At 70.5% G+C, this 18,173-nt stretch carries 15 protein-coding genes; 4 read left to right on the top strand and 11 right to left on the bottom strand.

What is annotated here, in order from left to right; all coding sequences use genetic code 11:
- Positions 1–3 precede the first annotated feature (3 nt).
- Both AB0D14_RS38980 and AB0D14_RS38975 read left to right on the top strand, forming a co-directional pair.
- Complete coding sequence (locus AB0D14_RS38980) at positions 4–519, top strand: hypothetical protein (protein ID WP_362788368.1); 516 nt, start codon at positions 4–6, stop codon at positions 517–519.
- 209 nt (positions 520–728) lie between these two features.
- On the top strand, positions 729–1,385 hold the full coding sequence (locus AB0D14_RS38975; protein WP_362788365.1) for a zf-HC2 domain-containing protein: 657 nt from the start codon (positions 729–731) through the stop codon (positions 1,383–1,385).
- Between the two features lie 58 nt (positions 1,386–1,443).
- Here AB0D14_RS38975 and AB0D14_RS38970 read toward each other — a convergent pair whose 3' ends face one another.
- Both AB0D14_RS38970 and AB0D14_RS38965 read right to left on the bottom strand, forming a co-directional pair.
- Positions 1,444–2,307, bottom strand: coding sequence for a DNA-formamidopyrimidine glycosylase family protein (locus AB0D14_RS38970; protein WP_362788362.1), 864 nt, complete (start codon positions 2,305–2,307; stop codon positions 1,444–1,446).
- A 128-nt stretch (positions 2,308–2,435) separates the two neighbouring features.
- Positions 2,436–4,529, bottom strand: a complete 2,094-nt coding sequence (locus AB0D14_RS38965) for a SpoIIE family protein phosphatase (protein WP_362788359.1) — start codon at positions 4,527–4,529, stop codon at positions 2,436–2,438.
- A gap of 110 nt (positions 4,530–4,639) precedes the next feature.
- On the opposite strand from AB0D14_RS38965, the gene AB0D14_RS38960 reads away from it, so the two are divergent.
- The gene (locus tag AB0D14_RS38960) at positions 4,640–6,046 is read left to right on the top strand and encodes a lipase maturation factor family protein (protein WP_362788407.1); all 1,407 of its coding nucleotides are present in this window, start codon (positions 4,640–4,642) and stop codon (positions 6,044–6,046) included.
- Positions 6,047–6,059: 13 nt separating this feature from the next.
- Here the strand turns inward: AB0D14_RS38960 and AB0D14_RS38955 are convergent, their stop codons facing one another.
- The 8 genes from AB0D14_RS38955 to AB0D14_RS38920 are packed head-to-tail and all read right to left on the bottom strand — an operon-like array spanning position 6,060 to position 14,080.
- Positions 6,060–6,914, bottom strand: a complete 855-nt coding sequence (locus AB0D14_RS38955) for an amidohydrolase family protein (protein ID WP_362788357.1) — start codon at positions 6,912–6,914, stop codon at positions 6,060–6,062.
- Complete coding sequence (locus tag AB0D14_RS38950; protein ID WP_362788354.1) at positions 6,911–7,225, bottom strand: L-rhamnose mutarotase; 315 nt, start codon at positions 7,223–7,225, stop codon at positions 6,911–6,913. Before AB0D14_RS38950 ends, AB0D14_RS38955 begins: the two co-directional genes overlap by 4 nt.
- Entirely contained in the window at positions 7,222–8,229 is a 1,008-nt protein-coding gene (locus tag AB0D14_RS38945; RefSeq protein WP_362788404.1) for an aldo/keto reductase, read from the bottom strand. Before AB0D14_RS38945 ends, AB0D14_RS38950 begins: the two co-directional genes overlap by 4 nt.
- Positions 8,230–8,249: 20 nt before the next feature.
- A complete protein-coding gene (locus AB0D14_RS38940) occupies positions 8,250–9,005 on the bottom strand; it encodes an SDR family oxidoreductase (protein WP_362788351.1) in 756 nt (251 codons plus the stop codon).
- Positions 9,002–10,423, bottom strand: a complete 1,422-nt coding sequence (locus AB0D14_RS38935) for an L-fuconate dehydratase (RefSeq protein ID WP_362788349.1) — start codon at positions 10,421–10,423, stop codon at positions 9,002–9,004. The genes AB0D14_RS38940 and AB0D14_RS38935 overlap by 4 nt, the downstream gene beginning before the upstream one ends.
- A 45-nt stretch (positions 10,424–10,468) precedes the next feature.
- Entirely contained in the window at positions 10,469–11,506 is a 1,038-nt protein-coding gene (locus tag AB0D14_RS38930) for an ABC transporter permease (protein ID WP_362788346.1), read from the bottom strand.
- Positions 11,499–13,001: a sugar ABC transporter ATP-binding protein gene (locus tag AB0D14_RS38925; protein WP_362788344.1), complete on the bottom strand. Its 1,503-nt coding sequence runs from the start codon at positions 12,999–13,001 to the stop codon at positions 11,499–11,501. Before AB0D14_RS38925 ends, AB0D14_RS38930 begins: the two co-directional genes overlap by 8 nt.
- On the bottom strand, positions 12,998–14,080 hold the full coding sequence (locus AB0D14_RS38920; protein WP_362788342.1) for a sugar ABC transporter substrate-binding protein: 1,083 nt from the start codon (positions 14,078–14,080) through the stop codon (positions 12,998–13,000). The genes AB0D14_RS38925 and AB0D14_RS38920 overlap by 4 nt, the downstream gene beginning before the upstream one ends.
- Before the next feature lie 165 nt (positions 14,081–14,245).
- Between AB0D14_RS38920 and AB0D14_RS38915 the strand changes: the two genes are divergently transcribed.
- The gene (locus AB0D14_RS38915) at positions 14,246–14,968 is read left to right on the top strand and encodes a FadR/GntR family transcriptional regulator (RefSeq protein ID WP_362788340.1); all 723 of its coding nucleotides are present in this window, start codon (positions 14,246–14,248) and stop codon (positions 14,966–14,968) included.
- 173 nt (positions 14,969–15,141) lie between these two features.
- Here the strand turns inward: AB0D14_RS38915 and AB0D14_RS38910 are convergent, their stop codons facing one another.
- Entirely contained in the window at positions 15,142–18,159 is a 3,018-nt protein-coding gene (locus AB0D14_RS38910; RefSeq protein WP_362788337.1) for a glycoside hydrolase family 38 C-terminal domain-containing protein, read from the bottom strand.
- Positions 18,160–18,173: the final 14 nt, after the last annotated feature.

The raw sequence follows: 18,173 nt of genomic DNA, 5'->3' as shown, positions 1-18,173 counted from the left end.
GGGATGCTGCACAGAGGTCAAGAGAGCACGGGCGGCACGGGCGGCGGTGAACTCACCGTCCCCATGGCCTGGCTGTACGCCGAATACATCGCCGACGAACTGCTGCGGACCGGCGACCTGATGCCGCCCACGTCCTTCGAGTTCCGCGCCGGGCGTGATGCCCTGGCGCTCACCATCTTCCTGTCGGACACGAGTGGCGAGCTCTCCGGCATCCGGGTGGTGACACAGCTGGAGACGTGGCTTTCCCTGACGGCGTACGACCAGCCGTGGCAGGACTGGGTGCGGGAGCGCATGGAGGGACTTGAGGCCGAGGCCGTCGAATCGGGCGGTCCGGCGCCGGATCTGGACCTGGCGACGGCGGCCTGGCGCTGGCTGGAGGAGACCGAGCTGCTCGCGCCCGACCTGGACGCGGTGCCGGGCGGTGGCCCTGTCATCGGGGAGGACGACGGCCCGAAGGTCTGGACCCCGGCCTGGCAACTGGGGCTGCCACTGGGACACCTGGCGATCCATCTCTTCTGATCTTTACAACCGAATCTTGTGACAGTGTCCGTCAGCCGGCTCCGCTGACCAGTTTTTTTCAACCTCGACCAATCCGTGGGTCCGACTGCTCCGAATCTCCCGGTTGCTTTCCCGGCAAGACTTGAGTGATTCAGCGGTCCCCTGCGTACCGGTGGGCAAGTAGCTACTCCCCCGCACACCCCCCCATCGGCACGGCATGAGGATTTGGTATGAGGTCGCTGGAACGCCACCGCGACGTCGGCGCATACGCGCTAGGCGTGCTGGACGAGGCGGATGCATTCCGCTTCGAGGACCACCTCATGGAGTGTCCCCAGTGTGCGGTTCAGATACATGAACTGTCCGCGACGACACGATCGTTGCGGGCGTACGCCGAGGCGACGCCACGCTCGGTGAACCCCATGACCCAAGCGGGACCGGGCCTGCTGGACCGGCTCCTGGACGACGTCGGCTCGACCCGCAGGAACGGGCGCAGGCGCTGGCTGTTCGCGGTCGCCGCCGCCGTGGTCTTCGCCGTCGGCGGGCCCGCGATCGCGGTCATCGCCGGGGACGAGAGCGCGGGCGGCAGGACGGTCGCCGCCACCGACTCGGGAACCGGGGTGTGGGCCGAGGTCACCACCCTCGACCGGGCCTACGGCAGCGAGGTGGACGCCAAGGTCAAGCACGCGTCCGCCCACCAGTCCTGCGTACTCGTCGCCATCGACCGCGACGGCTCGGAACAGGTCGTCCTGAGCTGGACCGTGCCCGGCAACGCCTCGCCGTCTCCCGACGCGATGAAGGGCGCCGCCGCGATGCATCCCTCCGACATCGTCCGGTACGAGGTGCGGACGACGGACGGGAAGCGGCTCGTGACGCTCAAGGCACCCTGACCCGCCTGTCTCCGGTGCACGCCCTGGCCCGGTACGCGCCGTGCAGCCGGTGCGCCGGCTACTTCAGGAACTTGGACGTCCTGCGGTCCGCCAGGGGCTTGCCACCTGTCTGGCAGGTGGGGCAGTACTGGAGCGACGAGTCGCTGAAGGAGACCTCGCGGACGGTGTCGCCGCAGACCGGACAGGGCTCGCCGGTACGTCCGTGGACGCGCAGGCCGCTCTTCTTCTCGGCCTTCAGCCTGCCCGCGGCCACGGCGCGGGAGCGCTCGACGGCCGCCGTGAGGGTGGCACGCAGCGCCTCGTACAGGCGCCGGGTCTCCTGCGGGGTCAGCGCGGAGGCGAGCTTGAAGGGCGACATCCGCGCGGCGTGCAGGATCTCGTCGCTGTAGGCGTTCCCCACTCCCGCGATCAGGCTCTGGTCGCGCAGGGCGCCCTTGAGCTGTCGGCGCTCGCCGTCCAGGAGCCTGGCGAAGCGGGCCTCGTCGAAGTCGTCGGCCAGCGGGTCCGGGCCGAGACGGGCCACACCGGGGACCTCTCCCGGGTCCCGTACGACGTACACCGCCAGCCGCTTCTGGGTGCCGGCCTCGGTGAGGTCGAAGCCCGCGCCGGTCTCCAGGGCCACGCGCATCGCCAGCGGGCCCTTGCCGGGGCGTGGCGGCCCGTCGGGCAGCCGGTCCTTCCAGTGGAGCCAGCCCGCCCGTGCCAGATGCGTGACCATGTGCGGGCCGTCGGCCGTCAGCAGGTCCAGGAACTTGCCGTGCCGGCGCACGGCGGTGACCTCGCGCCCCTCCAGAGCGGTGAGCGGCGGGTCGTACGTCTTCAGCACGCTGATCGCGACGGGCAGCACGCGGGTGATCTCGTGACCGACCAGGCGTTCGGCCAGGAAGTTCTTCAGCGCTTCGACCTCGGGCAGTTCCGGCATAGGTCCAGGGTGCCACCGGCGCCCCGCGGAGGGCGCGGGCAACTGAGCCCCCGGCCGCCACAAAGCCGCACGTCACACCCGCGCGCAGCCCTGCGGCCCCGCGCTCGCGGCCCTTCACTCACGGCCGCTCATCCACGGTCCGGCGCCTCCCGGTCCGGCACCAGAAACTCGCACCACACGCACTTTCCGCCGCCCCGGGCCTCCACACCCCACACGTCCGCGAGGCGGTCCACCAGCAGGAGGCCCCTCCCGGAGACTCCTGCCTCCCCCGCCTCCCGACGTCGCGGCAGGGCACTGGACGCGTCCTCTACCTCGACACGCAGCCTGCGGTCCGGACCGGTGAGGGCGCGCAGGGTGACGATGGCGGAGCCTTCCGTGTGCATGAGGGCGTTGGTGATCAGTTCGTCGGCGACCAGCTCGATCTCGTCCGCGCTGTCACGGGCGCCCCAGGCCCGTACGGCGGCGCGGATCATGTGCCGGGCCTCGGTGAGCGCCTCGGGGTCCCCGGGCCCGACGTGTTGCTGGAGCCGCCCCTCGGAGCGGCGCGCGTCCACGCTCAGCCGGCGCAGCAGGAGCAGCGCCACGTCGTCCTCGCCGCCGCGTTCCTCCGCGACGTCGATGAGCCGGTCGGCGAGGTCGCGGACGTCGTCGGGTCCCGTGGCGACGAGCGCGCGGAGGGTCCGCATGCCGTCGTCGAGGTCGATACCCGGCTGTTCGACCAGGCCGTCGGTGCACAGGAGCAGCGTCTGGCCGGGGTCGAGTTCGAGGGTGTTGACCGGGTATTCCAGGCGCCCGAACCCGGCGGACAGGCCGAGCGGCAGCCCTCCTTCGACGGGGAGCTGGCGGCAGCTGCCGTCCGTGTCGCGGACCAGCGGGTCGATGTGCCCGGCCCGGACGATCTGGACCACTCCGGTGGCCAGGTCGGCCTCCGCGTACAGACAGGTCGCGAAGCGCTCGGTGTCGAGTTCGTGCAGGAAGACGGAGGCGCGGGCCATGACGGTTGCGGGGGTGTGGCCCTCGGCCGCGTAGGCGCGCAGGACGATGCGCAGCTGGCCCATGACGGCGGCCGCATGCGTGTCGTGCCCCTGGACGTCACCGATGACGGCGCCGACCCGGCCCCCGGGAAGCTGGATCACGTCGTACCAGTCGCCGCCGATCTCGCGGCCGAGGGAGCCGGAGCGGTAGCGCACGGCGACGTCGGCGCCGGGGACGCTCGGGATCGAGCGCGGCAGCATGGCCTGCTGGAGGCCCTGGGCGAGGTCCTTCTCCTGCTCGTAGAGCATGGCGCGCTGGAGGCTCTGCGCGATGCTGCTGCACAGTGCGACGAGAACGTTGCGGTCCTGGGCGGAGAAGCCGCGCCGGTCGTTGTAGAGCAGCCCCATGGCCCCGATGGGCCTGGCCTGCGCGATGAGCGGCAGATAGGCCGCCGAGGTGATGTCGAGTTCGGTGATGTGCGGCCACAGCAGCGGATAGGACTCGGCGAACTCCTTCGGCGACTCGATGAAGCGCGGGGTGAGGGTGCGCACGACCTCGCTCATCGGGTACTGCTCGTCGATGTGGGTGACCAGGGTGCCGGGCACGAAGCTGCCCACGGGGCCCTCGGCGACCAGCCGGATGCGGCCGGCCTCGACCAGGCCCATGACCAGGCTGGTCGCGCCCAGGTGGGTGACGCCCTGGTTGTTCTCCAGTACGTCGATGACGTCCTGGACCGTGCGGGCGTGCGCGAGCGCCGCCGTGGTGGTCTGTACGACGTCCGTCTGCCGTCGGCGGGCCTCGTCGTCCAGGGCGGCCTGCTCGTGGCGTTCCCGGGCCTCGTCCAGTTCCTGCGTGGCGTCGCGGACGATGCCGATGATGCGGCAGGGCCGACCGGTCTCGTCGCGCTGGATGTGGCCCTGGGTGTGGGTCCAGCGCAGGGTGCCGTCCCGGCGGCGGATACGGAAGTACGCCCCGTAGCTCTCGCTGCCGTCCTTGAGGGACTGGGAGACGTGCACGTCCAGGCGGTGGGCCTCGTCCGGGGGCAGCCGCGCCGCCAGGTCCTCCGGGCGGCCGGCGTAGTCCTCGGGGCGCATGTCGAAGATCTCGCGGGCCAGTGCGTCCAACCGCATGACGCCGTGGTCCAGGTCCCAGTCGAAACTGCCCATGCGGTTGAGCGCCAGAATCGGATCCGGGTGGGCGGGCCAGTCGTCCGGGAGTGACAGGGCGCTCGCACCCCGATCAACCATGAGCCCACCTTGTCAGGGTTTACCCGAATCCTCGACTTGTAGGACGTAGCCTTGTCGCTCCGCAAGCAGGGTCACACAGCGTCACCATGAGAGGGAAGGGAGCGCTCGGCGTGGAGTGGTTCACCGCTTCCGAGTACTGGACGAGCCGCCTGGTCTTCCAGCGGGCGCTGGCCGTGGTCTATCTCGTCGCGTTCCTGGGCGCGGCGCTGCAGTTCCGCGCGCTCATCGGCGAGCGCGGCATGCTGCCCGTGTCCCGGTTCGTGGCCCGGGTGCCGTTCCGGCGGGCACCGAGCGTGTTCCACCTCCACTGCTCCGACCGTTTCTTCGCGGCCTGGGCCTGGACCGGCTGTGCGGTGTCGGCGGCGCTGGTCGCGGGCCTGGACAACCGACTCCCGCTGTGGGGCGGCATGCTGCTCTGGCTCGTCCCCTGGGTGCTGTATCTGTCGATCGTGAACGTCGGCCAGACCTGGTACGGCTTCGGATGGGAGTCCCTGCTCCTGGAGACCGGCTTCCTCGCGGTGTTCCTGGGCAACGACGAGGTCGCCCCGCCCGTCGTGGTGCTCCTCCTGCTGCGCTGGATCCTGTTCCGCGTGGAGTTCGGGGCCGGTCTGATCAAGATGCGCGGCGACGCCTGCTGGCGCGAACTGACCTGCCTCGACTTCCACCACGAGACCCAGCCGATGCCGGGCCCGCTGAGCTGGTTCTTCCACCACCTCCCGAAACCTTTCCACCGGGCCGAGGTGGCCGCCAACCACGTCACCCAGCTCGTCGTGCCCTTCCTGCTGTTCGCCCCTCAGCCCATCGCCACGGCCGCCGCTTCCCTGATGATCGTCACCCAGCTGTGGCTGGTTCTGTCCGGGAACTTCTCCTGGCTGAACTGGATCACGATCGTGCTGGCCCTGCCGGCCCTGCGGCTTCCCGGCAGGGCCCCGGCCGTCCCGGGCAGCCCGCTCTGGTACGAGATCGTGGTCCTCGCGGCCGCGGCGCTGATCGTGTTCCTCAGCCACGGCCCGGTCCGCAACATGATCTCCCGCCACCAGTCCATGAACCGCTCCTTCGACCCGCTCCACCTGGTGAACACCTACGGGGCGTTCGGCAGCGTCAGCCGCACCCGGTACGAGGTGGTGGTCGAGGGCACCACCGATCCGGCACCCCGGGAGGACGCGGGATGGCGGGAGTACGAGTTCAGGGGCAAGCCGGGCGATCCACGGCGCTGGCCCCGCCAGTTCGCCCCTTACCATCTGCGGCTCGACTGGATGATGTGGTTCGCGGCGCTCTCCCCCTCCTACGCCGACCCCTGGTTCGGCGGTTTCGTGGAGCGGCTCCTGGAGAACGACCGCGACACCCTGCGCCTGCTGCGCCACAGCCCGTTCCCCCCGGGCGCCCCGCCCAGCTACGTCCGGGCCCGCCTCTACCGCTACCGGTACACGACCTGGCAGGAGCTGCGGAGGACGGGCGCGTGCTGGGAGCGGACCTACGTGCGGGAGTTCTTCCCGCCGACACGGCTGAACTCCTAGAGGGCTTCCGAGCTCAGAGGCCGTAGACGCGGGTCGCGGTGCCCGCGAAGACCTCCTGCCGCTCACCCGCGTCGAGTTTTTCGGTCAACTGCCCCGCGATGTCGATGACTTCGGCGTACGAGGCGACGAGCGTGCACACCGGCCAGTCGGACCCGAACATCAGGCGACCGGGTCCGAAGGCATCCAGCACCGTGTCCCCGTAGGGCGCCAGGTCCGCCACCGTCCAGCCCCGCGGATCCGCCTCCGTGACCAGCCCGGACAGCTTGCAGACGGTGTTCGGCCGGGCGGCGAGTGCCTTGGTGTCGCAGGCCCATGGCTCCGGTTCACCTGAGGCAATGGGCGGCTTCCCCAAGTGGTCCAGGACGAAGGTGAGATCGGGCAGGGCGGCGGCCGCCCTGGTGCAGGCCGGAAGCTGGTGGGGAAGTACCACCAGGTCGTACACGAGCCCGGCCGCCGCCACCGCGGTGAGTCCTCGGCGGACATCCGGGCGCGACAGCCACTCGGGGTCGGGTTCACCCTGGACCTGGTGGCGGATGCCCTTCAGGTACCGGCCGCCCGGCAGCTCACGCAGGCGGGCCAGTTCGTCCGCGACATCGGGGCTGGTGAGGTCGGTCCAGCCGACGACTCCGCCGATCAGGTCGTGTTCCTCCGCGAGGGCCAGGAACTCCGGGGTCTCCTCCGCCACCGTGACCGTCTGCACGAGCACGGTTCGGGAGACTCCGACGGCACGCGCCTCAGGTTCCAGGCCCTCGACGGTGAAGTTCCTTCTGAGGGGCGCCAGTTCGGGCCCGGTGATCCAGTCCTGGTCCCGTACGGAGAGGTCCCAGACGTGATGGTGAGCGTCGACGGCGCCCGTGCGTACGGTCACGGCAGCTCCCAGACGACCGGCAGCCCGGCCTGCGAGCCCTCGGCCGAGTAGTCGTGCACCACGTCCAGCAGCTCCGCCATCCGGGCCTGCCAGGCGATGTTGACCGGCAGTTTCTCCAGTTCGGCGAGGAGTCGCTGGTAGTCCTCGCACTCCAGGACGTGGAAGAGGTCGGTGCCGCTGCGCCAGATCGTCCAGGAGGAGGCTCCGGCGGCGCGAATGGCGTCCGTGAGTTTCTCGGGGACCTCGCGGTGGGCGGCGTCGTACTCGGCGACGCGGTCGGCGCGGACCTTGGTGTGCAGGGCCACTCTCATGATGGCTCCTCCTTCGGCTTCGACGCGTGCTCGCCGGGCACCGGGGCCTCGGCGGGCAGGAGGTCCGCGTCCCGCAGGTCCTGCCAGAGACCCACGGGCACAGGGGCCGCGAACTGCTCGGCGCAGTCCCGCAGTTCGTGCGGCGACCGGGCGCCCACGAGGACGGAGGCGACGGCCGGGTGGGCGGCGCAGAAAGCGAGGGCGGCCGCCCGCAGGGTGGTGCCGTGCCGCTCCGCCACCGCCTTGAGGGCCAGGGCCCGGTCCAGCAACTCGGGCGGCGCGGCGGCGTAGTTGTACGTCGCTCCCGGCTTCGGGTCGGCCAGCAGACCGGAGTTGAAGGCGCCGCCGATGACGACGGACGTGCCCCGCTCCTGCGCGGCAGGCAGCAGGTCTGTGAGCGCCCGCTGGTCCAGCAGCGTGTAGCGCCCGGCGCAGAGCACCACGTCGACGTCGGTGTCGCGGACGAAGCGGGTGAGCATCTCGGTCTGGTTCATGCCCGCGCCTATCGCGCCCACCACGCCCTGCGAGCGGAATTCCTCCAGGGCGGGGTACGCCTCGCGGAAGGCTTCCTCGGCGTGGTCGTCCGGGTCGTGGAGGTAGACGACGTCCACCCGGTCGAGGCCGAGCCGCTCCAGACTGGCGTCGAGAGTGCGGCGTACGCCGTCCGCGCTGAAGTCCCATACGCGGCGGTGGGTGGCGGGCACCGCGAAACCGTTGGCCAGGTCGTCGCCGCCCGCGTCGGCGGGTTCCAGGCGGCGGCCCACCTTGGTCGAGATGGTGTACGCCGACCGGGGGTGCTCCCGCAGGGCCGCGCCCAGGCGTCGTTCGGAGAGGCCGATGCCGTAGTGGGGCGCGGTGTCGAAGTAGCGGATGCCCGCGTCCCAGGCGGCGCCCACGGTCTCGTCCGCCTGCCCGTCGCCGACCTCGGTGAAGAGGTTGCCGATGCCGGCCGCGCCGAGGGCGAGGGTAGTGATCTCGACGCCGCTGCGGCCGAGCCTGTTCACCGGCCCGCTCACCGGCCCGCTCACTGGCCCGCCGGACGAAGTCGCAGCCCTTGCATACCGCCGTCCACGGCCAGCGCGGTGCCGGTCGTGGCGCCGGACAGCGGGCTCGCCAGGTAGGCGATGGCGCCCGCCACCTCGTCCGCCGAGACGAGGCGTCCGGTGGGCTGGCGGGCCTCCAGGGCGGTCCGCTCGGCGGCCGGGTCGGACGCGGCGTCCAGGAGTCGGCCGACCCACGGAGTGTCGACCGTGCCGGGGTTCACGCAGTTGACGCGGACGCCCTCACGGACGTGGTCGGCCGCCATGGCGAAGGTCAGCGACAGGACGGCGCCCTTGGACGCGGAGTACAGGGCGCGCTGCGGAAGACCCGCGGTGGCGGCGATGGAGCAGGTGTTCACGATGGCCGCGTGCGAGGACTTCCGCAGGTGCGGCAGGGCCGCCCGGGTCACGCGGACCATGCCGACGACATTGACGTCCATGACGCGGTGCCAGTCCTCGTCGTCGTTGTCCTCGACGGTGCCCTGGGCGCCGATGCCCGCGTTGTTGACCAGCACGTCGAGACCGCCGAGGTCGGCGACCGCCGCGGCGACCGACCGGCGTACGGACACGTCGTCGGTGACGTCCGCCCGGTAGCCGAGCAGGGGCTTCTGGACGCTCGCGGGGTCCAGGTCGAGCACGGCGACCTGGGCGCCGCGGGCGGCGAGGAGTTCCGCGGTGGCCCGGCCGATGCCGGAGGCGCCGCCCGTCACCAGGGCCTTGAGGCCCTCGAAGTCGCTCATGCCGCCTGCTCCTTCTGCTGCTTCTGCTGTTGCTGCTTCTGCTGCCGGTCGAGGTCGGCGGCCCAGAACGTGCCGTCGGGAAACGTGAACTCCGCGATGGACTGGGGCCGCATGGTCGCCGAGAAGCCGGGTGACATGGGTGCCATGTAGCGACCGTCCCTGATCACCACCGGGTCGAGGAAGTGGTCGTGCAGATGATCCACGTACTCGATCACGCGGTTCTCGGTCGTCCCCGACAGCGCCACATAGTCGAACATCGAGAGGTGCTGGACGAGTTCGCACAGTCCGACGCCGCCCGCGTGCGGGCAGACGGGGACACCGAACTTGGCGGCGAGGAGCAGGATCGCGAGGTTCTCGTTGACGCCGCCGACCCGGGCCGCGTCGATCTGCAGGACGTCGATCGCGCCCGCCTGGAGCAGCTGCTTGAAGATGATCCGGTTCTGTACGTGCTCACCGGTGGCGACCTTGACCGGCGCGACGGACTTACGGATGGCAGCATGGCCGAGGACGTCGTCGGGACTGGTGGGCTCCTCGATCCAGTACGGGTCGAACTCGGCCAGCGCCTTGGTCCACTCGATGGCCTCGTCGACGTTCCACCGCTGGTTGGCGTCGACGGCGATACGGATACCGGGCCCGACGACGGCTCGGGCCACCCGGCAGCGCCGTACGTCGTCGGCGAGGTCGGCGCCGACCTTCAGCTTGATCTGGGTGAAGCCGTCGGCGACGGCCTGGCGGGCCAGCCGGGTGAGCTTCTCGTCGGAGTAGCCCAGCCAGCCGGGCGAGGTGGTGTAGCCGGGAAAGCCGCTCTCCCGCAGCAGCCCGGCGCGTTCCGCCGAGCCCTCTCTGCCCTGCCGCAGCAGCCGGAGCGCGTCCTCGGGGGTGAGGACGTCCGCGATGTACCGGAAGTCCACCTGGGACACGAGCCATTCGGGAGTGGCGTCGGCGAGCAGCTGCCACAGCGGTTTGCGTGCGCGTTTGGCGGCAAGGTCCCAGACGGCGTTGACGACGGCACCGATCGCCATGTGCATCACGCCCTTCTCGGGCCCGAGCCAGCGCAGTTGGCTGTCGCCCGTCAGGTCGCGGGCCAGCGATCCCGGGTCCGCGCACAGCTCGTCGACCGACCGGCCGAGGATGTGCGGGCGCAGCGCCTCGATCGCGGCGACCTGGACATCGTTGCCCCGCCCGATGGTGAAGGTGAAGCCGTGCCCCTCCGGGCCGCCGCCCGCGTCGTCGCCGGCCGTGTCCGCGCCGGCCGTGTCCGCGCCGGCCGTGTCGTCGCCGGATGTGCGCAGTACGACGTACGCGGCCGAGTAGTCGGGGTCCGGGTTCATCGCGTCGGAGCCGTCGAGCTCACGCGAGGTGGGGAAGCGGATGTCGTAGGTGTCAACCGCGGTGATGCGGGCGGCAGATGAGGACACAGAAGTGCCTTTCGGTCCGGTACTCGGGGGCGCGTGTCGGGTGACTCAGTCCTGGGCCCGGCCAGTGGTCACGCGGGCAATCATCAGGGCAAACAGGATAATTCCCCCATAAATGGCCTGGATCCAGAAAGACGGCACCTGCGCAAGAGTGAGCAGGTTCTGGACGACACCAAGAAGGAGGACGCCCGTCAGGGCGCCGAACATCGTGCCTTTGCCGCCGTCGAGGCTGATGCCGCCGATGACCGCGGCCGCGAACACCGTGAAGATCATGTTCTGGCCCTGGTTGGCGTTGATCGCGCCGACGTAGCCGGTCTGCATCAGCCCGCCGACCGCGGCGAGCGCTCCCGCGACGACGAACACGCCGAGCATCACGCGCTCGACGCGGATGCCGGCCGCGCGGGCCGCGTCCGCGTTGCCGCCGATCGCGTACAGGGCCCGCCCCAAGCGGTGGTACTTGAGGACGAGGCCGGCCACGCCGAACGAAGCCGCCGCCAGCCACACCGAGATGGGCACGGTGAGGAACGTGGTGGTGGCGAGGGCGTAGAAGGCGTCGGGCATTCCGAACAGGGTCTTGCCCTCGGTCGCGCCGACCAGCAGACCGCGCAGGATGATCAGCATCGCCAGCGTCACGATGAACGCGTTGAGCTTGAGCTTCACGACGAGGAAGCCGTTGAAGCCGCCGATGACCGCGCCCACCACGAGGATCGCGAGCAGGGCGACACCTGCGGGCAGCTCCATGCCCCAGCCCGACTGGGCGGCAGGCAGCAGCAACAGCGCGCCGACGGCGGGCGCGATGCCGACGACCGACTCCAGGGACAGGTCGAACTTGCCGGTGATGAGCACGAGCGACTCGGCGAGGACCACCATCGCGAGTGCGGCCGAGGCGCCCAGGATGGAGATCAGGTTCTGCTCGGTGAGGAAGGCGTCGTTGACGAACGCACCGAGGACGAGCAGCAGCAACAGGGCCGGTACGAGGGCGAGTTCGCGTGCCCGGCGCAGAAGTACGGCCTTGGCGTCGGCCTTGCTCCTCAGCGGCTTCAGGGCGGTGGGGGCCGAGGCCGACGGGGCCTTCGTGTCAGCCATGGTGGTCCACTCCTTCGATGGAGGCGATCAGCTCGTGGTCGCGCCAGCCGGCCGGGTGCTCGGCGACGACGCGACCGTGGAAGAGGACGAGGACGCGGTCACAGCGGCGCAGGTCGTCGAGTTCGTCGGAGACGACGAGGACGGCGGTGCCGTCGTCGCGGGCCGAGTCCATGCGCGAGAGCAGGGACTCCTTGGACTTCACGTCGACGCCCGCGGTGGGGTTGATCAGGACCAGCAGTCTGGGGTCGGAGGCGAGGGCCCTGGCCATGACGACCTTCTGGGCGTTGCCGCCGGAGAGGTCGGACACGGGCTGGTCGGGCCCCTCGGTGTGGATGTCGAGGCGCTCGATCAGCTCGCCGGCGAAGCCGCGTCTGCGGTCGCTGCCGACGAATCCGTACCGGCCGAGCCGGTCCATGACGCTCATGGTCGCGTTGTCGCCGACGGTCATGCCGAAGACGAGGCCCTGCCCGTGCCGGTCGCGCGGTACACAGCCGACCCCGGCCCGCAGGGCGGCAGTGACATCGCCGAACGGCAGCCGCTTGCCCTCCAGCCGAGCGCTCCCCGCGGTCGGTGTGTGCAGTCCCGTGAAGGACTCGGCCAGCTCGATCTTGCCGCTGCCACTGGATCCGGCGAGACCGACGACCTCGCCGCCGCGGACGGTCAGGTCGACACTCTCGTACGACTCGGACGTCAGCCCGTGCGCTTCGAGGACGACGGGCGCTTGGGCGTCCACCTCACCACGGGCGGCCTTCTCCTCCACGGCGGCGATGGACTCTCCCGCCATGGCCTCGACGAGGGCGGCCCGCGGCAGCTCCGCCACCGGTGCCGTGGTGATCCAGCGCGCGTCCCGCAGAACCGTCACGGTCTGGCACACCTCGTACACCTCCTGGAGGTGGTGCGAGATGAACAGGAAGGTGACGCCGGACTCCTGGAGCGCGCGCATCCGTGTGAAGAGGCGCTCGATCTCGCGGTTGTCCAGCTGGGCGGTCGGCTCGTCGAGGACGATGAACCGCGCGCCGAAGCTCAACGCCCGGGCGATCTCGACCATTTGACGGTCCTCGACCTTGAGGTCGGCGGTCCGCGCCTCCGGGTCCACGTGGACGTCCCAGGTGTCGAGGACCTCGGCCGCCTCGCTCCTGAGCCGGCGCCAGCTGATGAAGCCGCCGCGTCCCTGCGGCTGCCGGTTGATGAACAGGTTCTCGGCGACCGTCAGCTCCGGGACGACGGTGGGCTTCTGGTAGACGCAGGCCACCTTGCGCCGCCAGGCGTCCCGGTCGGTCAGCGAGGGCGCGGGCCCGCCGTCGAAGAGGACCGTGCCCTCGTCGGGGGCCTGGAGGCCGGTGAGGACGGTGACGAGGGTGGACTTGCCCGCGCCGTTGCGGCCGACGAGGGCATGGGACTCGCCCGCGTGCACGGTGAGTTGTCCGTCGGCGAGGGCGACGGTGGGGCCGTACCGCTTGGCGATGCCCCGTGCCTCAACGAGTGGAGTGCTCATTTGACGGTGTTGCCCCACAGCTCGGGGTCGTCGACGTTGTCCTTGGTCACCAGCGGGGCGGGCAGCTGGTCCTCAAGGATGCCGCTGGGCAGCTTGACGATCTCCGAGTCGTGGTCGGTCGGACCCGGCTTGAACGTCTTCCCCTCCATCGCCGCCTTGATGTAGTACATGCCGTACTTGGCGTAGAGGTCGGCCGGCTGCGAGACGGTGGCGTCGATCTGGCCCTTGCGGATCGCGTCGAACTCCTGCGGGATGCCGTCGTTCGAGACGATCGAGATGTGGCCCTTCTCGCCGGCCTTCTTCAGCAGCCCCTTGGCCTTGAGCGTCTGCAGCGTGGGCGCGAGGTACACGCCGCCCGCCTGCATGTAGATGCCCTTGAGGTCCGGGTTGGCGTTGAGGAGCGTGTCCAGCTTGGAGGCCGCCGCGTCGGACTCCCACTTGGCGGGGATCTCCAGGACCTTCAGCTTCGGGTACTTCTCCTTGACGCAGGCGCGGAAGGCCTCGGAGCGGTCGCGGCCGTTGACCGAGGCGAGGTCGCCCATGATCTGTACGACCTTGCCCGAGGGGATCTGCTTGCCGAGGTACTCGCAGGCCTTCTCCCCGTACGCGACGTTGTCGGCGCGCACGACCATCGCGACCTTGCCCTTCTCGGGCGCCACGTCCACGGCGACCACGGGCACGCCCTTGCGTTCGGCCTGGTCGAGCCCGGCCGAGATCGCCGCGCTGTCCAGGGGCGCCACGACGAGGCCCTTCACGCCCTGGTTGAGCTGGTTGTTGATGTCCGTGATCTGCTGCGACGGGTCGCTGTTGGAGTTCACGGTCTTGAGGGCGTCGACGTCCTCGGACTTCGCCATCTTGGGCACGTAGTCGTTGTACGACTGCCAGAACGGCGAGGTCAGCAGGGGCAGGATGACCCCGACCTTACCGCTGCCGTCGCCTTTGTCGCCGCCGGAGTCGACGGTGTCCTTGGTGCTGCCGCATGCCGTGAGCGCGAGGGCGGCGCAGGCGGCCGAAGCCGCCACACGTATCGCCCGCGAGGTGCTTCGTCCGTTCCGGTACCGAACAGTTCTGCCGGCCATCTATCGGCTCCTCATTGAGCGTGATCGAGCGGGTGCCACGCATATTTATCAGACCACTTCGCTCTGACAACACCCCTAGGCCACTTTTTTCGCTGATTTTGCCCGTAGTGGTCGGACCACCTGAGTGGTTAGACTGCGGCGCACCCGGCGACAGGAGGACATGGCGTGGACGAGAGCCGGCCCGAGGCGGCGACGGCGGCCCCGCAGAAGGGGACCGTGACGCAGCGCGCCATCGACCAGATCAAGGCGATGATCGGCGAAGGGCGCCTGGAGCCGGGCGCGCGACTGCCGACCGAGCGCGATCTGGCGTCACAGCTGGGCATCTCGCGCAGCTCGATGCGCGAGGCGATCCGGGCGCTCACGGTCCTCGGCGTACTGGAGGCGCGGCACGGTTCCGGGATCTACGTCACCCAGCTGGAGGCCGGCGACCTGCTGGAGACCTTCGGGGTGGTCGCGGATCTCTCCCGCGGTCCGCGGCTGGTCGAACTTCTCGAAGTGCGCCGGATCCTGGAGTCGACGGCGACGGCACTGGCGGCCGCGCGGATCTCGGCGGACCAGCTGGCCGAGGTGGAGAAGCACTTGACCGCCATGAACGCCACGGACGACCCGGAGGAGATCCTCTCCCACGACCTGGCATTCCACCGGGCCATCGCGGGCGCCGCCGGCAACGACACGATGGCGGCCATCCTGGACGGTCTGTCCTCGCGCACGTTCCGCGCCCGGGTGTGGCGCGGCTACCAGGAGGAGGGCGCGTTCGAGCGGACGCGGCGGGAGCACGCCGCGATCCACCGGGCGCTGGTCGCCCATGATCCTGAGGCCGCCCGGGCCGCCGCCGCTGCCCACGTGGGCGAGGTCGAGCAGTGGCTTCGGACCCAGCTCCAGCCTTAGAGGGCTGAAGCCGGGGCCGAAGCCGGGTGGTGTGTCCGTCTGCGGCACGGTGGGGGCTTGTCGCGCAGTTCCCCGCGCCCCTGAAAACGGGGCTGCGCCCCGGCTTTCGTGCTTTTGGGGGCGCGGGGAACTGCGCGAGCAACCACAGCGCACCCGCAGCCCAAAGAGCGGCCTCAGGCGCGCTTGAGTCGCAGCGTCACCAACTCGAACGGGCGGAGTTTCAGGGTGAGGCGGTTGCCGTCCTGCTCCGGGGCGACCGCGTCGGCGAGCGGGCGTTCCAGCAGGTCCGTCACCGTGACGGCCGCGACCTCGAAGCCGGCCGTGATCGTGGCCCTGCTGCGGCCGCCCCGCGACTCGTGGAAGCGGACGACCACATCACCGCTGTCGTCGTCGGCGAGCTTCACCGCGGTGACCACGACCGCGTCCTGGGCGACGGTCACCAGGGGCGCGACCTCGGACGCCCCACCGACGACCTTCCGCTCGGGCAGGTTGATCCGCCAGCCCTCGCGCACCGCGTCGCCGATCGCGGCACCGGGCACCAGCGCGTGCCGGAAACGGTGGACACCCTGGTCGGTCTCGGGATCGGGGAAGCGCGGCGCCCGCAGCAGCGAGACCCGGACCGTGGTGGTCGTACCACCGTCCGCGCGGACCGCACGCGTCACGTCGTGGCCGTACGTCGAGTCGTTGACGACCGCGACACCCCAGCCGGGCTCCTCCATGTGGACGAACCGGTGGTTGCAGGCCTCGAACTTGGCGGCCTCCCAGGACGTGTTGGTGTGCGTCGGCCGGAAGAAGTGCCCGAACTGCGTCTCGGACGCGTACCGCTCGGCGTGCACGTCGAGCGGGAAGGCCATCTTCAGGAACTTCTCCGTCTCGTGCCAGTCGACCTCGGTGTCGATGTCGAGCCGCCACTCCCCCGGCGCGAGCGACAGCACCTGTGTGACCTTGGACGCCCCGAAGCTCCGTACGATCCGGACCGAGACGCCGTCGTCACCGGGGGCGACCTCGTCGGCGTCGACCAGGTCGGTCACCGTGTTCCGGTAGAACTCGTCGACGTCCCAGGCGTCCCACATGTTCGGGAAGTCCGGGTGGATCTGCAGCAGGTTGGCGGCCTCGCCGGGTGCGAGGGTCTCGCGGTCCGCGGCGAGGTCGAACGCTGAGACCACGAGTCCGCGCGCGTCGACCTCGATCCGCAGCCGTCCGTTGTCGAGCACGTAGCCGCCGTCCGTGCGCGGCACCAGCGTGCACTCGCCACCGACCGCCGGGGTTCGCGCACCGCCGGCGGGCACCCCGTCGCGGGTGTGCGGCGCGGAGTTGAAGGCGAGGGCGGTCGTCCCCTCACCGGCCAGCGCGCGCTGGGCGGCGCCGATGATGCCGTTCAGCTCCTCGGCGACCGTCTCGTAGGTCTTACGGGCCTCGCGGTGCACCCAGGCGATGGACGATCCGGGCAGGATGTCGTGGAACTGGTGGAGCAGGACCGTTTTCCAGAGCCGGTCCAACTTTTCGTGCGGGTAGGAGAACCCGGCCCGGACCGCGGCGGTGGCCGCCCACAGTTCGGCCTCGCGCAGCAGGTGCTCGCTGCGGCGGTTGCCCTGCTTGGTCTTCGCCTGGCTGGTGAGCGTGGCGCGGTGCAGCTCCAGGTACAGCTCACCGACCCACACCGGGGCGTTGGGGTACTCGGCCTCGGCCTTCTCGAAGAACTGCGCCGGGGTTTCCCAGGCCACGGTCGCCGAGCCTTCGAGGTCGCGGAGCCGGGCTGCCTTGGCGACCATCTCCCGGGTCGTGCCGCCGCCTCCGTCGCCCCAGCCGGTCGGTGCGAGGGAGTGTCGGGCGACGCCCTTGTCCTTGAAGTTGTTCGCCGCGTGGGCGATCTCGCTGCCCTTCATGGAACAGTTGTACGTGTCCACGGGCGGGAAGTGCGTGAAGATCCGCGTGCCGTCGATGCCCTCCCACCGGAAGGTGTGGTGCGGGAACTTGTTGGTCTGCGACCACGAGATCTTCTGGGTGAGCAGCCACTTGGAGCCCGCCGCCTTGATGATCTGCGGCAGTCCGGCGGCGAAGCCGAAGGTGTCGGGCAGCCACGCCTCGTCGTTGTCGACGCCGAACTCGTCGATGAAGAACCGCTTCCCGTGCACGAACTGCCGGGCCATCGCCTCCGAGCCGGGCATGTTGGTGTCCGACTCGACCCACATGCCGCCGGCCGGCACGAACCGCCCGTCGGCGACGGCCTTCTTCACCCGGGCCCACACCTCGGGCCGGTGTTCCTTCACCCAGGCCCACTGCTGGGCCTGCGACATGGCGAAGACGAAGTCCGGCTCGTCCTCCAGGAGGGCGGTCATGTTCGAGGTGGTCCTGGCGACCTTGCGTACGGTCTCGCGCAGCGGCCACAGCCACGCCGAGTCGATGTGCGCGTGACCGACGGCGCTGATGCGGTGGGCGGAGGGGACGGCGGGAGCCGACAGCACCGCTTCCAGGTGGGTGCGGGCCGCGGCCGCTGTGGAGCCCACGTCCTGCAGGTCGACGGCGTCCAGGGCCTTCTCCACCGCGCGCAGGATGTCCCAGCGGCGCGCGGACTCCACCGGCAGCTCGGCCATCAGCTCCCCGAGCACCTCCAGGTCGATGACGAGCTGCCACACCGTCTCGTCGAGGACGGCGAGGTCCATCCGCTCCAGCTTGTACTGCGGTTCGCTGCCGGCCGTCTCCTTGTCTCCGAGCTGCGTGGGCAGGAAGGGGTGGTAGTCGAGGACGACGGGGTTGGAGGCGGCCTCGATGTGCAGACGCACCTCCTCACCACCCGCGACGGGCGCGCCGATCCGCACCCACTGGTTGCGCGGGTTGAGGCCCTTCACGGGGGTCCCGTCGGGCCGGTAGACGAGCCCCTCGCACTGGAAACCGGGCATGTTCTCGTCGAAGCCGAGGTCGAGGATCGCCTCGACGGTCTTCCCGGACCACTCCTCGGGCACGGTCCCCGTGACGCGGAACCAGCTGGTGCCCCAGGGAGCACCCCACCTGTCGCCGACCGCCACCGGAGACGGCGTGGCCGCCAGCCCCTCGTCGACGGGCACCGGCTCACCGGGCGCGTTCCACACCGCCACTTCCAGCGGTACGGACTCGGGGTACACGGCGGGTCGGATGCGCTCGTCGAGCACACGCTTGAGGCGGGCCTCGACCAGGCTGCGGTCGTCATGCATGTGAGGTGCTCCGT

The sequence above is a fragment of the Streptomyces sp. NPDC048484 genome, assembly GCF_040651415.1.
Classification (GTDB): domain Bacteria; phylum Actinomycetota; class Actinomycetes; order Streptomycetales; family Streptomycetaceae; genus Streptomyces.
The sequence above is the reverse complement of the archived record's forward strand: the minus strand, read 5'-3'. Positions and strand labels throughout refer to the sequence as shown.

Bases quoted from the DNA above. Each gene is read 5' to 3' on its own strand.
- AB0D14_RS38980 (WP_362788368.1), top strand. From the start codon at position 4: ATGCTGCACAGAGGTCAAGAGAGCACGGGCGGCACGGGCGGCGGTGAA.
- AB0D14_RS38975 (WP_362788365.1), top strand. From the start codon at position 729: ATGAGGTCGCTGGAACGCCACCGCGACGTCGGCGCATACGCGCTAGGC.
- AB0D14_RS38920 (WP_362788342.1), bottom strand. From the start codon at position 14,080: ATGGCCGGCAGAACTGTTCGGTACCGGAACGGACGAAGCACCTCGCGG.
- AB0D14_RS38930 (WP_362788346.1), bottom strand. From the start codon at position 11,506: ATGGCTGACACGAAGGCCCCGTCGGCCTCGGCCCCCACCGCCCTGAAG.
- AB0D14_RS38970 (WP_362788362.1), bottom strand. From the start codon at position 2,307: ATGCCGGAACTGCCCGAGGTCGAAGCGCTGAAGAACTTCCTGGCCGAA.
- AB0D14_RS38950 (WP_362788354.1), bottom strand. From the start codon at position 7,225: ATGAGAGTGGCCCTGCACACCAAGGTCCGCGCCGACCGCGTCGCCGAG.
- AB0D14_RS38965 (WP_362788359.1), bottom strand. From the start codon at position 4,529: ATGGTTGATCGGGGTGCGAGCGCCCTGTCACTCCCGGACGACTGGCCC.
- AB0D14_RS38925 (WP_362788344.1), bottom strand. From the start codon at position 13,001: ATGAGCACTCCACTCGTTGAGGCACGGGGCATCGCCAAGCGGTACGGC.
- AB0D14_RS38910 (WP_362788337.1), bottom strand. From the start codon at position 18,159: ATGCATGACGACCGCAGCCTGGTCGAGGCCCGCCTCAAGCGTGTGCTC.
- AB0D14_RS38940 (WP_362788351.1), bottom strand. From the start codon at position 9,005: ATGAGCGACTTCGAGGGCCTCAAGGCCCTGGTGACGGGCGGCGCCTCC.